This is a genomic window from Paracoccus marinaquae (genome assembly GCF_018860165.1).
In the GTDB taxonomy this organism is placed as follows: domain Bacteria; phylum Pseudomonadota; class Alphaproteobacteria; order Rhodobacterales; family Rhodobacteraceae; genus Paracoccus; species Paracoccus marinaquae.
The window spans coordinates 25,359-36,938 of record NZ_JAHKNG010000037.1; the positions used below are offsets into that span (position 1 = coordinate 25,359).

Annotated in this window: 14 protein-coding genes; 9 read left to right on the forward strand and 5 right to left on the reverse strand. The window is 64.8% G+C overall.

Translation table 11 applies throughout. From position 1 onward, the window contains the following. Window positions 1-266: 266 nt before the first annotated feature. The 4 genes from KNW02_RS16300 to KNW02_RS16315 all read left to right on the forward strand — a co-directional run bounded on the left by KNW02_RS16300 (window position 267) and on the right by KNW02_RS16315 (window position 3,347). Window positions 267-1,394 carry an acyltransferase family protein gene (locus KNW02_RS16300; protein WP_216034305.1) on the forward strand — a complete coding sequence of 376 codons (1,128 nt, stop codon included), beginning with the start codon at window positions 267-269 and terminating at the stop codon, window positions 1,392-1,394. After that, window positions 1,391-2,176, forward strand: coding sequence for an exodeoxyribonuclease III (gene xth, locus KNW02_RS16305; protein WP_216034306.1), 786 nt, complete (start codon window positions 1,391-1,393; stop codon window positions 2,174-2,176). The genes KNW02_RS16300 and xth overlap by 4 nt, the downstream gene beginning before the upstream one ends. 32 nt (window positions 2,177-2,208) lie before the next feature. Further along, a complete protein-coding gene (locus tag KNW02_RS16310; protein ID WP_216034307.1) occupies window positions 2,209-2,595 on the forward strand; it encodes a hypothetical protein in 387 nt (128 codons plus the stop codon). A gap of 62 nt (window positions 2,596-2,657) precedes the next feature. Further along, entirely contained in the window at window positions 2,658-3,347 is a 690-nt protein-coding gene (locus KNW02_RS16315) for a L,D-transpeptidase (protein ID WP_216034308.1), read from the forward strand. Between the two features lie 34 nt (window positions 3,348-3,381). On the opposite strand, the gene KNW02_RS16320 is transcribed toward KNW02_RS16315, so the two are convergent. Next, window positions 3,382-4,269 (reverse strand): cation diffusion facilitator family transporter, encoded by an 888-nt coding sequence (locus KNW02_RS16320; protein WP_284438404.1) that lies wholly within the window; start codon window positions 4,267-4,269, stop codon window positions 3,382-3,384. A gap of 283 nt (window positions 4,270-4,552) precedes the next feature. Here KNW02_RS16320 and KNW02_RS16325 point away from each other — a divergent pair, with 283 nt between their 5' ends. Both KNW02_RS16325 and KNW02_RS16330 read left to right on the forward strand, forming a co-directional pair. After that, window positions 4,553-5,704 (forward strand): BCCT family transporter, encoded by a 1,152-nt coding sequence (locus tag KNW02_RS16325; protein ID WP_216034310.1) that lies wholly within the window; start codon window positions 4,553-4,555, stop codon window positions 5,702-5,704. Window positions 5,705-5,745: 41 nt separating this feature from the next. After that, window positions 5,746-6,072, forward strand: coding sequence for a YnfA family protein (locus tag KNW02_RS16330; protein WP_216034311.1), 327 nt, complete (start codon window positions 5,746-5,748; stop codon window positions 6,070-6,072). A 5-nt stretch (window positions 6,073-6,077) separates the two neighbouring features. On the opposite strand, the gene KNW02_RS16335 is transcribed toward KNW02_RS16330, so the two are convergent. From KNW02_RS16335 to KNW02_RS16340, 3 genes are read right to left on the reverse strand one after another with little or no spacing between them, the layout of a single operon-like run. Continuing rightward, the gene (locus KNW02_RS16335) at window positions 6,078-6,413 is read right to left on the reverse strand and encodes a hypothetical protein (RefSeq protein ID WP_216034312.1); all 336 of its coding nucleotides are present in this window, start codon (window positions 6,411-6,413) and stop codon (window positions 6,078-6,080) included. Beyond that, a complete protein-coding gene (locus KNW02_RS20920) occupies window positions 6,414-6,542 on the reverse strand; it encodes a hypothetical protein (protein ID WP_252733997.1) in 129 nt (42 codons plus the stop codon). Further along, the gene (locus KNW02_RS16340; protein ID WP_216034313.1) at window positions 6,539-8,398 is read right to left on the reverse strand and encodes an extracellular solute-binding protein; all 1,860 of its coding nucleotides are present in this window, start codon (window positions 8,396-8,398) and stop codon (window positions 6,539-6,541) included. The genes KNW02_RS20920 and KNW02_RS16340 overlap by 4 nt, the downstream gene beginning before the upstream one ends. 282 nt (window positions 8,399-8,680) lie before the next feature. On the opposite strand from KNW02_RS16340, the gene KNW02_RS16345 reads away from it, so the two are divergent. Next, on the forward strand, window positions 8,681-9,463 hold the full coding sequence (locus KNW02_RS16345) for a 3-hydroxybutyrate dehydrogenase (protein WP_216034314.1): 783 nt from the start codon (window positions 8,681-8,683) through the stop codon (window positions 9,461-9,463). A 79-nt stretch (window positions 9,464-9,542) separates the two neighbouring features. On the opposite strand, the gene KNW02_RS16350 is transcribed toward KNW02_RS16345, so the two are convergent. Next, window positions 9,543-10,745: a pyridoxal phosphate-dependent aminotransferase gene (locus KNW02_RS16350; RefSeq protein ID WP_216034315.1), complete on the reverse strand. Its 1,203-nt coding sequence runs from the start codon at window positions 10,743-10,745 to the stop codon at window positions 9,543-9,545. Window positions 10,746-10,820: 75 nt separating this feature from the next. Between KNW02_RS16350 and KNW02_RS16355 the strand changes: the two genes are divergently transcribed. Next, window positions 10,821-11,174 (forward strand): helix-turn-helix domain-containing protein, encoded by a 354-nt coding sequence (locus KNW02_RS16355; RefSeq protein ID WP_216034316.1) that lies wholly within the window; start codon window positions 10,821-10,823, stop codon window positions 11,172-11,174. Next, complete coding sequence (locus tag KNW02_RS16360; protein WP_216034317.1) at window positions 11,167-11,457, forward strand: FAD assembly factor SdhE; 291 nt, start codon at window positions 11,167-11,169, stop codon at window positions 11,455-11,457. Before KNW02_RS16355 ends, KNW02_RS16360 begins: the two co-directional genes overlap by 8 nt. Window positions 11,458-11,580: the final 123 nt, after the last annotated feature.

Genomic DNA, 11,580 nt, shown 5'->3' on the forward strand with positions numbered 1-11,580 from the left:
AGCCGAGGCAAGTCCCAAATGGCTGCCGACGATCAGATACAATCAGTGTTCGCGATCACGCGAAACGCGCAGCGTGCGGGCGTAACCGGTGCTGGCCGCCAGCGAAGAGGTTCGGTTCATGCCGCAGAGCGGGCCTCGGGTCATTTTCGGCGCCGAAACCTCACCCTTTGGACAGGTGAATTTACCCGCCCTGTTCCGTATGCTACGCAGAACGACCTCCGTGTTCGAGGATGTCGCGTGTACTCTGGTTGTGAACAGGTTCTGATATGGCTGAGACGTCCGGTCAAGCGCCTTTGGCGCCCCAACTCGATCTGCTGACAGCCATACGGTTCTTTGCGGCTGCCTGGGTCTTCTTTTTCCATTTCTGGAGTTGGGTGGGTCTGCCCGATACCGGCCTCTGGGCGCTTGCCGGTTCCGGGGCGCGCGGCGTCGATCTGTTCTTCGTGCTGTCAGGGTTTGTGATCTACCATGTCTATGGTGGACGCGAGACCGGTGGCGGCTTCGATTTCGGGACCTATATGTGGCGTCGCTTTGCGCGGGTCTATCCCATGCATCTGGTGATGCTTCTGGTCTGGCTGGTGTTCCTGCTGGCGGTGGCGCGACTCGGCTATCAGGCGGATCGGGCGCCGACGCTGCGCGATGGCATCGCCTCATTGTTGATGATCCATTCCTGGCGTGTCACTGACGGGCTCATCCTGAACGGGGTGTCCTGGTCGATCTCGGCCGAGATGTCGGCCTATCTGGCCTTTGGGCTGTTGATGGTCATTTCACCGCGGCGGCCGGGCTGGGTGTTCTGGACCGTTGTTCTGGTCGTATCCGGGGTGGTTGCGCATCTCGTCGCGCGCGCGGATGGCTATGCGGGATTCATGCATCCGACCTGGGATTTAGGTGTCTTGCGGATCTTCCCCGCCTTCGCTCTGGGGGTCCTGACACGGATGCTGGCCGAGCGTGTCGGGCCGCGCCCGGCGGCCCTGATCGGTGCGGTGGCGATGGTCGCATTCCTTGTCGTGGCGCGAAATCCGAATGCGGACTATGCGCTGCTGCCGATCTTCGCGGGGCTGATCCTGGCCGCCGCGCGGCTGTCTCCGACCCTGGGCCAGTCGTCGCTTGTCGGCCGCCGGGTCACGGGCGTCCTTGTCTACTTGGGCGAGATCTCCTATTCCACCTATCTCGTGCATTCGCTGATCCTGATCGTCTATTCCAATCTCGGGCCGCGGTTCCCAGCCTATTGGGAAGCCCTGCCGCTGACCGTCCATTCGCTGGTCTGTTTTGCGCTGGTGATCCTGGCCTCGGCGATCAGCTATCACATGGTCGAACTTCCCGGCCGCAGCTGGCTCAACGGGATCTGGACGAGGCGGCGGGCCAGGGCGGGTATCGCAAGGGAAACAGGATGAAGATTGCCAGCTTCAACATTAATGGAATCAAGGCCCGGATCGAGGCGCTGAGCGACTGGCTGGCCGGGACGGATGCCGATCCCGTGGTGCTGCAGGAGATCAAATCCGTCGATGAGGGGTTTCCGCGCGGGCATTTCGAGGATCTGGGCTGGAATGTCGAAACCCACGGCCAGAAGGGATTCAACGGCGTCGCCATCCTGTCGAAGCTGCCGCTGGAGGATGTGATGCGCGGCCTTCCGGGCGACGAGGCCGACGAACAGGCCCGTTATATCGAGGCGACGGTCGTGGGCGAGCGCGCGGTGCGGATCGCGGGCCTCTATCTGCCGAACGGCAACCCCGCGCCGGGGCCGAAATACGATTACAAGCTGGCCTGGATGGAGCGGCTGCGGGCACGGGCAGCCGAGTTGCTGGCCAGCGAGATGCCGGTGGTGATGCTGGGCGACTACAACGTCATCCCCGAGCCGCGCGATGCCGCGAGGCCCGAAAAATGGGTCGATGACGCGCTGTTCCGCCCTGAAAGCCGGGGCGCGCTGCGGGCGATCCGTTATCAGGGCTGGACCGATGCGATCCGCATCCGCGATCCCTGGGCCACGCGCGGACCGTTCACCTTCTGGGACTATCAGGCCGGGGCGTGGAGCAAGGATGACGGCATCCGCATCGATCACCTGCTGCTGTCGCCGCAGGCCGCCGACCTGATGGTTGAAACCGGCGTCGACCGCGAGGCGCGCGCGGGCGAGAAACCCAGCGATCACGTTCCGGTCTGGGTGCGCTTGGCCGCCTGACATGGCCCGCGATGACGGCCTCGTGAAGCGCTGTGTTCCCTCCAGATATCGACGCCAAGCGCCTGATCTGGAACAATGTTGGCATGATGCTGCTGCGCGCCCTGTTGGTGATGGTTCTGGTCCTTGCGGTGATGCCGTGGGGGGCCTTTGCGACCGAGGTCGCGCGCCTCGATCGGGCGGCCGCGACGGCACCCGAGGCGACGCCGTTGGACCGGCAGGCAGGGGCGGAGCTGACCCTGTCGCGTCGATGCCCCGGTCCGGCCCTGCCGGGGGCGCCCTGCCATCCTGACGCCGGCCTTCTGCCCGGCGCGATGACGGCGCCCGGATCAGAGGCGGCCCGGACAAGGGCGCCGGCGGCCATCCTGCCGCAGGAGGGTGGCGGCCCGCAGCGAATTCTCGACCCGCCCCGGATGGGCTGACACAGCGCCCCCGTGCGATCGCGCGGATCGATCTCTGTCAGCCCTTCACCAAGGAAATCACCATGAAAAGACGTATTTTTCTGACGGCCGCCGCGGCCGCTGTCCTGTCCGCCTGCACGAAGAAGCCACCAAAGGCCGTCGAAGTCCTGCCCTCGCCGGCGATGCAGCTTCTGCCCGCGCGTTACGGCGCGATCACCGACGAGCCTTTCCCGGTTCCCGCCGTGCCGCAGGGCATCGTGCCGCCCGAGTTGTGGCGGCAGGAGGTACCGAATCCCTATCCCGATCAGCCCGCCGGGACCGTGATCGTCGATCCCGACCAGGCCTTCCTGCATCTGGTGCAACAGGATGGCACGGCCCTGCGCTATGGCGTCGGCGTCGGGGCAGCCGGGTTCGCCTGGAACGGCGATTCCGTCATGCAGTACAAGCGCAAATGGCCGCGCTGGACGCCCCCTGACGAGATGGTCGCCCGGCGGCCGGATCTCGAGCCCTATTCCATTGCCAATGGCGGCATGGATGGCGGGCCGGGCAACCCGCTGGGATCGCGGGCGCTGTATCTGTTCCAGAACGGCGTGGACACGCTGTATCGCATCCATGGCGGGTGCGAGCCGCAATATCTGGGGCAGGCGGTGTCCTCGGGCTGCATCCGGATGCTGGATCAGGACGCCATCGACCTGTTCGAGCGCGTGCCCGGCGGCAGCAAGATCGTGGTCCTGCCCTCGCTGTGGAAAGAGGGCGCCCGCGGCATCTTCTGATCGGGTCGCGTCCGGGCCGCGCGGGTGGCGCGGCCTACAGCACCAGAACGCCGGAATGCTTGGCCTTGTGTTCCGGCTCGACATGGATGGTGATCTGCGCCTCGCGCAACAGCTTGCGCAGCGAGGCTTCGATCCGGTCGCAGATCGCATGGGCGTCGTCGACCGTGGTCTGGCCGTCCACCACCAGATGAAAGTCGATGAAGGTCACGGTTCCGGCGTGCCGGGTGCGCAGATCATGCGCCTCGATGGCGCCGCCGGCCTCTTCCGAGATGATCGAGCGGATCTGTTCCAGCGTCTCGGCCGGCACCGCCTCATCCATCAATCCGTTCAGCGAGGTGGCGGTGACCTGCCAGCCCATCCGCAGGATGTTGAGCCCCACCAGCCCCGCCAGCAGCGGGTCCAGGATGGCCCAGCCGCTGAGGACGGACAGCACCACGCCCAGCAGCACGCCGCCCGATGAGATCACGTCGGACAGCAGGTGCTTGCCGTCGGCCACCAGGGCGGGTGATTTCAGCCGTCGCCCGCGGGTGATCAGCACCCAGCACCAGACGGCGTTGATGAGGCCGGCGGCGGCGTTGATCGCGATTCCCTCGAAAGGCGATTCCAGCACCGGCGGGCTGAGAAAGCCCCGCCAGGCCTCGCGCATGATCAGCAGGGCCGCGACGATGATCATCACCCCTTCCAGCACGGCGCTGAAGAACTCGGCCTTGTGATGGCCGTAGGGATGGCCCGCATCGGCGGGGCGGGCGGCGACATGAACGGCGATCAGCGCGGCGACGGCGCTGGCGACATTCACCGTGCTTTCCAGCGCATCCGACAGCAGCGCGACCGACCCCGTCATCCACCAGGCCAGCAGCTTCAGCACCAGCACCGTCAGGCCGACGACGATGCTGCCTGCCGCGAGTTTCAGGGTCAGGGTCATGCTGCCCGCCATATCATGGTATTGCCTGTCATGGCTTCGGTGCCGGCTTTGTCAGATTGCGGCGTCATACTCAACCGCCAGGCCCCGGCTTTCTGCCCTCCATGCCATGGCGATGCGGGAATATTCAACGCGGTCTCGAATTTTGATTGACTGAACAATCAAGATAAGGCAGGGATATGTGACAAAGTGACCCAGCGGCAACTTCCTTGCCGCGCGCCGGTGGCCCGAAGCGGGGGCGTCCCGGCTTCTGCCAAAAGCGACTCGTCGCAGCGAAGAGGTTCATATGACGCCAATCATCACCATAGCCTATCTCAGCGTGCTGGCCTGCGCGCTTTTCGTCCTGATCCGCTGGCCGCGCGTTCGGTGCTATGGCGAAACGCCGGTCGGGTTGTTCACGCTGATCGCGCTGCTGTTCACCGCAGGCCTGGACATGGGGCTGGTGATGCTGCCGCTGAACGAGTTTCCGATCTACGAGGAGGAGGCGGCCTTCGGCTTCACCAATGCTCTGGCGGTCGAATTCGGCATGTGGGGGCCGCTGGTCTGGCTGATGTATTTCGTCGCCACATTCTATTTCGTCGCCCTCGAGCCGCGGCTCAGGCTGTTCGAGATCGCGCCGGTGAAATGGGTCTATAACCTCACCGTCATCGCGACCTGTTCCTTTACCTGCTACCTGTTCATGATCAACCTGCCGACCTATGCGCCCGATCTGCCGCAATGGGCGATCTGGGGGCTGGCGGTGTTCGTCATCGCCTTTTCGGTCACCTCCAGCGGCGATTTTCGGATCATGAAATGGCTGGCGATCGTTTCGACCTACGGCTTCGGGATGCTGGCCTTCACCGCGCTGGCACTGGTGGCCTTCGCCTATAGCGGTGTCGGCATGGGGGATTTCGGGGCCAATATCGGGCTGCTGATGGACTATTTCGCAAACCTGCCGCGCTTTGCCGTGCCGATCTCGGACTATCACGAATTCTACCTGTTCTGGTGGTTCGCCTGGAGCATCATGATCGGCCAGTTCGTCGCCCGCTTCGTCGGTGGCCTGCCGGCCTGGCAACTGGCGCTGGCGATGGTGTTCCTGCCGGCGATCCCGCTTGGGCTGTGGTTCAGCGTACTGTTCATCTATTACAAGGCCGAGATCGTGATCCCCGGCTGGCTGAACTGGTTCATGATCTTCGTCGGCGTGGTCTTCGTCATCAACTCGCTGGACAGCCTGATCCGCCTCTACTCGGCCAATCTCGGCTGGTCGCGCGAGGCCCTGGGCAACCGGGTCTATTACCCGATGCACTTCATGCTGCAATTCCTGCTGGTCGTCGCCTATTTCTTCACCCCCTTCGAGATCCAGTGGGTCGGACTGGTCGTCGCCGGACTGTATGCGGTGATCTATGTGCTGATCCTGCAGCGCATGGGGGCGCTGTCCAATCTGGCCCCGGCCAAGTGAAAGCCATGGACCGGCGCGGGGCGGCGGCTTAAGCAGGGTCCATGACCGCCTTGCCGATCTACATCGCCGCGGCGCTGGCCGAGATCGCCGGATGCTTCGCCTTCTGGGCCTGGTTCCGACTTGACCGATCGGCGCTGTGGCTGCTGCCGGGCATGGTCTCGCTGGCGATGTTCGCGGGGCTTCTGGCGCTCAGCCCGGCCGATCAGGCCGGCCGCGCCTATGCCGCCTATGGCGGAATTTATATCGCGGCCTCGCTGGCCTGGTTGTGGCTGGCCGAAGGGCGCCGGCCGGATCAGTGGGACCTGACCGGCGCTGCGATCTGCCTTCTGGGCGCCGCCATCATCCTCTGGGGACCGCGCGGCGCCTGACCGGATCAGTTGTCGTCCGCCTCGTCGCCGTCATCGCCGAAGCGGGCGTCGTCGTCATATTCGTCCTCGCCCTCGTTGACGTATTTGGAACTGAGCGCGATCGAGTGGTTGTCATGCTGCGGATCCATGATCACGTCCGAGGGGATCTCGCCCGCCAGCCATTCGCGCAGCTCGTCGCGGATGTCCGACGCCTCCTGACCGGTCACTTCGGCCAGATAGGCGATGAAGGCGCGCTGATCGCCGTCGATCTCGTCCAGATCGGCCTCGTCCGCCTCGGGCCATTTGTCCTGGATCACCTCGTAGAAGGCGGACCAGTTTTCCTGAACGTGATGCCACTTCATCTAGTAACTCCTCGGAAGGCCCTGCTGGAACCAGCGGGCGGTGCCGGTGATGTCCTCACCGACCCCTGCGACGGTATTGCAGCCGGCCAGCAACGCGCCGGCCAGCAGTAGTGCAGCAACTGCTCTCATTTTTTTGCCTCCTGCCACCAGACCTCGGGCATGAACCCGGGCCAGTCACCGTAAAGAGGTGTGTTTTCAGGATAATGCAGGTCGGCCGAATGGGCCAGACGCGAGATAGGCGAAAAACTGACCGGAATGACATAACGCCCAGCGGTCAGCACCCGGTCCAGCGCCCGCACGGCCGAGGTAAAGCCTTCGGGCGTCCCGGCGTCCAGCATGGCGTCGATCATGGCCTCGGCGGCGGGGCTGTTCATGCCCATCCAGTTGCGGCTGCCGGGCAGGGTGACGCCGTCATGGCCCCAGTACAGCATCTGCTCATTGCCCGGCGACAGCGACAGGGCGCGCTCGTACCAGGTCATGTCGAAATCATAGGTATTGGTGCGCTGCACATATTGCGCCGAATCCAGCAGCGTGACCGTCGCCGTAATGCCCAGATTGCGCAGCGCCTCGACATAGATATCGACGATCTGCTGGGTTTCGGAGGCCGTGCGCATGGCGCTGCCCGACTGGTTCAGCAGGATCTCGAAGGCGAAGGGGCGCCCTTCGGCATTCTTCAGCGCCCCGTTCTGTACGGTCCAGCCGGCCTCTTCCAGCAGTTTCAGGGCGCTGCGCAGGCCGCGCCGGTCCAGCGCGTTCTCGCTGCCTTCGGGCAGGGCATAGCCTTCCAGCGTGCCGGGAGGCAGATCGTCGGCGAAAGGCTCCAGCAGTTCCTTCACCCGGCCTTCGGCGGGTCCGGGCTGCATCGCCAGATCCGAGTTCGAGAAATACGAGGTGATGCGCGGATCCCTGCCGCCATTCAGCGTGTTGTTGATGAACTGGAAGTTGAAGGCCTCGATCATCGCCTGACGCACGCGCCAGTCCGCGAAGACCGGGTTGCGGCTGTTCATCACCAGCCCCATGATCCCCGAGGGACGGTCATGGCCGATCTCGGATTTGACCACCTTGCCCTCGATCACCAGCGGGAAATCGTATTCGCTGTCCCATTTCTGCGCCGAGAGTTCGCGCCAGATGGTCACCTCGCCGGCCCGGAAGGCCTCGGACATGGCATTGGCGTCGCCGAAATAGTCATAGCGGATCTCGTCGAAATTATGCAGGCCGCGATTGACCGGCAGATCCTTGCCCCAGTAATCGGGATCGCGCCGGAAGCTGATCGAGCGGCCCGGATCGACCCGGTCGATCAGATAGGCGCCCGAACCGATGGGCGGTTCCAGCCCGGACTGGGTGAAGTCCGTGTCCTCCCATTGCGCCTTCTTCAGGATCGGGCGCATGCCCATCAGCATCGCCAGCTCGCGGTCCTGTTCCTTGAAGGTGAAGCGCAGGCTGCGCTCGCCCGTCTGCTCCATCTTCTCGACCTTGGACCAGGTGGCCAGATAGCGGGGATGGCCAAGCGTGCCCAGCGTCTCGTAGGACCACATCACGTCCTCGACCGTGACTGGCGATCCGTCCGAAAAGCGCGCCTCGGGGCGCAGGGTGAACTCGACCCAGGTGCGCTCGGGATCCGTCTCGACCGACTCGGCCAGGAGGCCGTACAGCGTGAAGGGCTCGTCGATCGAGCGCAGCATCAGGCTCTCGGCCACGTGAACGCCGACGCCCCAGGCGGCATTGCCCTTCAGGACCCAGGGCTTCAGCGAGTCGAATCCTCCCGGCTCTGCCAGCCGAATCGTGCCGCCCTTCGGGGCGTCCGGATTGGCGTAGGGCAGGCTGGAAAACCCCTCGGCCAGCGCAGGTTCTCCATACATTGCAATGCCATGCGCGGGTTCTGCGAGGCTTGCCAGCGGCATTGCTGCAACAGTCACGGCCATGGCCATGAGCGCCGGCGCTGCGCGTTTGATCGCGCATTTGTTAAGGTTTTTGAAGATTCGCATTGCCTGTCGCCTCTGGGGTCTTTGTTTGCGCACGATTTCAACAGTCTCGACCCCTGGGCGTCAATGGCCGGGGCAACTTCACTGTTGGACTCGGGCGGGGAGTCGCGTATAAATGGCTTACTGCTCGATAGGTTTCTTGCCTGTATGAAACCTGCCTCATGACTTGCGCCCGCCTTGTGCGGGCGCTTTTTTTTGCCCATGCTGCGCCTGCATGATCCTCTGCCATGCCCGAAGGCGTCGCGGAGGTTCCTTTCACGGAAAAACAGTCGCAGAGGGGCGCAGATGTTCGAGAAATTCCTGACGGGCAAGACGGCGGTGGTGACCGGGTCGAATTCCGGCATCGGGCTGGGCGTGGCCCGGCAACTGGCGCGGGCCGGGGCGAATCTGGTTCTGAACAGCTTCACCGACCGGGACGAGGATCATGCGCTGGCCGACCGGCTGGCGGCCGAGCATGGGGTGAGCGCGCGCTATATCAAGGCCGACATGTCGAGGCCGGACGAGTGCCGCGCGCTGGTGGAACAGGCCGGGCAATGCGATATTCTGGTCAACAATGCGGGCATCCAGTTCGTCTCGCCGATTCCGGACTTCCCGGTCGAGAAATGGGACGCGATCATCGCCATCAACCTGTCCTCGGCCTTTCACACTACGGCGGCGGCCCTGCCGGACATGCGCAAGGCGGGTTGGGGGCGGGTGGTCAATATCGCCTCGGCCCATGGGCTGACCGCGAGCCCGTTCAAATCGGCCTATGTGGCCGCCAAGCACGGCATTGTCGGGCTGACCAAGGTGACGGCGCTGGAAACCGCGCAGGAGCCGATCACCTGCAACGCCATCTGCCCGGGCTATGTGCTGACGCCGCTGGTCGAGGCGCAGATCCCTGACACGATGAAGGAATACGGCATGAGCCGCGAGGAGGTGATCAAGAAGGTCATGCTGGAACGGCAGCCCTCGAAGGAATTCGCCACGGTCGAGGAGATGGGCGACACGGCGGTGTTCCTGTGCAGCCAGGCAGCGGCGCAGATCACCGGCACCACGATCAGCGTCGATGGCGGCTGGACGGCGCTGTAAGCGAACGCCGCCCATGCGGGCGGCGTGCCTGCGGCGCGGATATTTGCATGAAGAAGAAGGGGCCCGCGCGGCCCTTTTTTCAGGCGCAGTTTTCGCAGAAGCGGCGGATGCGGGTGACGGCCTCGCGCAGCTGGTCGTCGCTGGTGGCGTAGGAGATGCGGAAATGCGGGCTGAGGCCGAAGGCGGCACCGAAGACGACGGCGACGCCGGCCTCGTCCAGCAGCGCGTTGGCGAAGGCTTCGTCATTGTCGAGCAGCGTGCCGCCGGCGGAGGTCTTGCCGATCAGGTCGCGGATCGAGGGGTAGACATAGAAAGCGCCCTGCGGGGTCGGGCAGGTGAGGCCCGGGCAGGCATTCAGTCCCGCCACCACCAGGTCGCGGCGGCGCTGAAAGGCGGCGCGGCTTTCGGTGATATAGTCCTGCGGCCCGGTCAGCGCGGCCTCGGCGGCATATTGACTGATCGAGCAGGGGTTCGAGGTCGATTGCGACTGCAGCTTGGCCATGGCCCGGATCAGGGGCTCGGGGCCGGCGCCATAGCCGATCCGCCAGCCGGTCATGGCATAGGCCTTGCTGACCCCGTTCATGGTCAGCACCCGGTCCTTCAGGCGCGGCTCGACCTGTGCGGGCGTGCAGAACTCGAACCCGTCGAAGACCAGATGTTCGTAGATATCGTCCGCCAGCACCCAGACCTGGGGGTGGCGCAGCAGCACATCGGTCAGTGCCTGCATGGCGGCGCGATCGTATCCCGCGCCCGAGGGGTTGGAGGGCGAATTCAGGATCAGCCATTTCGTGCGCGGGGTGATGACGGTCTCCAGCGCCTCGGGGGTCAGGCGGAAGCCGGCCCCGATGCCGCATTCCACGATCACCGGCCGGCCGCCGGCCAGCAGCACCATGTCCGGGTAGCTGACCCAGTAGGGGGCGGGAATGATGACCTCGTCGGCCTCGTCCAGCGTGGCCATCAGCGCATTGAACAGGATCTGCTTGCCGCCGCCGCCGACGGTGACCTGCGACGGCGCATAGTCCAGCCCGTTCTCGCGGGCGAATTTCCCGCTGATGGCGCGTTTCAGCGACGCGGTGCCGTCGACCGGCGTATAGCGGGTGTGACCTGCGTCGATCGCCGCCTTGGCCGCCTCGCGGATATGTTCGGGCGTGTCGAAATCGGGCTCGCCCGCCGACAGGCCGATGATGTCCCGCCCCTCGGCCCGCAGGGTGGCCGCGCGCGTGGTCATCGCGATGGTGGGAGAGGGCTTGATGCGCTGCAGGCGCCCGGCAAGAAGACCCATGGAAAACCCTGATGTTTGAACTGTCGCTTCGCTTGGCTTACGCTGTGTGCCGAACGGCGACAAGCGGAGTGGATCATGCAGGATCATGGCTATGGCGAACATGAGGCGACCTTTGGCGATCGGCTGACCGCCGCGCGCGAGGGCGCCGGGCTGGCGGTGGCGGATCTGGCCGGGCGGTTGGGGGTCCGGGCCGAGACGCTTAAGGGCTGGGAAAGCGATCAGGCCGAGCCGCGGGCGGTGTTCCTGGGCCGGCTGGCCGGGATGCTGGGCGTGCCGCTGGTCTGGCTTCTGACCGGCGAAGGGCAGGGGCCGCATGAAGGGGCCGGCATCCGCCAGTCCGCGCGGGCCGAGTTGCGCGACCTGCGGCGTGTTCTGGAAGAGGCCGCTCAGCGGATCGAACGGCTTGAAGGGGTGCTGGCGGATGACTGAGACGGTTGAAACCCGGTTGCGGCGGCTGCGGATGCGCAGCTGGCGGCGCGGCATGAAGGAGATGGATCTGATTCTGGGTCACTTCGCCGACGGGGCCTTGTCGGGGCTGTCCGGGGATCAGCTTGACATGTATGAGATGCTGCTGTCCGAGAATGATCAGGACCTGTACCTCTGGATCACCCGGCGGGTGACCGGCTCGGATCACGCCGACCGTGGCCCGGCATCGCTGGCGGGGCTTCTGGACCTGATCGCCGGGCATGCGGCCAGCCGGGTGGGTGGCTAGGGTCTGTTGACGTTCATTTTGTGAGGATGATGGTTGCGGCGAGCGCAATGAACGCGATGAAGCTGTGATCGGTCTTGCAGGAGCGCATCGCGATGCCTCTGTTCTCTTTCAGCTTTCCGAAGA

What these genes read in the sequence shown, in the direction of transcription:
- KNW02_RS16300 (WP_216034305.1), top strand. Translation starts at nt 267, where the DNA reads ATGGCTGAGACGTCCGGTCAAGCGCCTTTGGCGCCCCAACTCGATCTG.
- xth (WP_216034306.1), top strand. Translation starts at nt 1,391, where the DNA reads ATGAAGATTGCCAGCTTCAACATTAATGGAATCAAGGCCCGGATCGAG.
- KNW02_RS16315 (WP_216034308.1), top strand. Translation starts at nt 2,658, where the DNA reads ATGAAAAGACGTATTTTTCTGACGGCCGCCGCGGCCGCTGTCCTGTCC.
- KNW02_RS16320 (WP_284438404.1), bottom strand. Translation starts at nt 4,269, where the DNA reads ATGACCCTGACCCTGAAACTCGCGGCAGGCAGCATCGTCGTCGGCCTG.
- KNW02_RS16325 (WP_216034310.1), top strand. Translation starts at nt 4,553, where the DNA reads ATGACGCCAATCATCACCATAGCCTATCTCAGCGTGCTGGCCTGCGCG.
- KNW02_RS16330 (WP_216034311.1), top strand. Translation starts at nt 5,746, where the DNA reads ATGACCGCCTTGCCGATCTACATCGCCGCGGCGCTGGCCGAGATCGCC.
- KNW02_RS16335 (WP_216034312.1), bottom strand. Translation starts at nt 6,413, where the DNA reads ATGAAGTGGCATCACGTTCAGGAAAACTGGTCCGCCTTCTACGAGGTG.
- KNW02_RS20920 (WP_252733997.1), bottom strand. Translation starts at nt 6,542, where the DNA reads ATGAGAGCAGTTGCTGCACTACTGCTGGCCGGCGCGTTGCTGGCCGGC.
- KNW02_RS16340 (WP_216034313.1), bottom strand. Translation starts at nt 8,398, where the DNA reads ATGCGAATCTTCAAAAACCTTAACAAATGCGCGATCAAACGCGCAGCG.
- KNW02_RS16345 (WP_216034314.1), top strand. Translation starts at nt 8,681, where the DNA reads ATGTTCGAGAAATTCCTGACGGGCAAGACGGCGGTGGTGACCGGGTCG.
- KNW02_RS16350 (WP_216034315.1), bottom strand. Translation starts at nt 10,745, where the DNA reads ATGGGTCTTCTTGCCGGGCGCCTGCAGCGCATCAAGCCCTCTCCCACC.
- KNW02_RS16355 (WP_216034316.1), top strand. Translation starts at nt 10,821, where the DNA reads ATGCAGGATCATGGCTATGGCGAACATGAGGCGACCTTTGGCGATCGG.
- KNW02_RS16360 (WP_216034317.1), top strand. Translation starts at nt 11,167, where the DNA reads ATGACTGAGACGGTTGAAACCCGGTTGCGGCGGCTGCGGATGCGCAGC.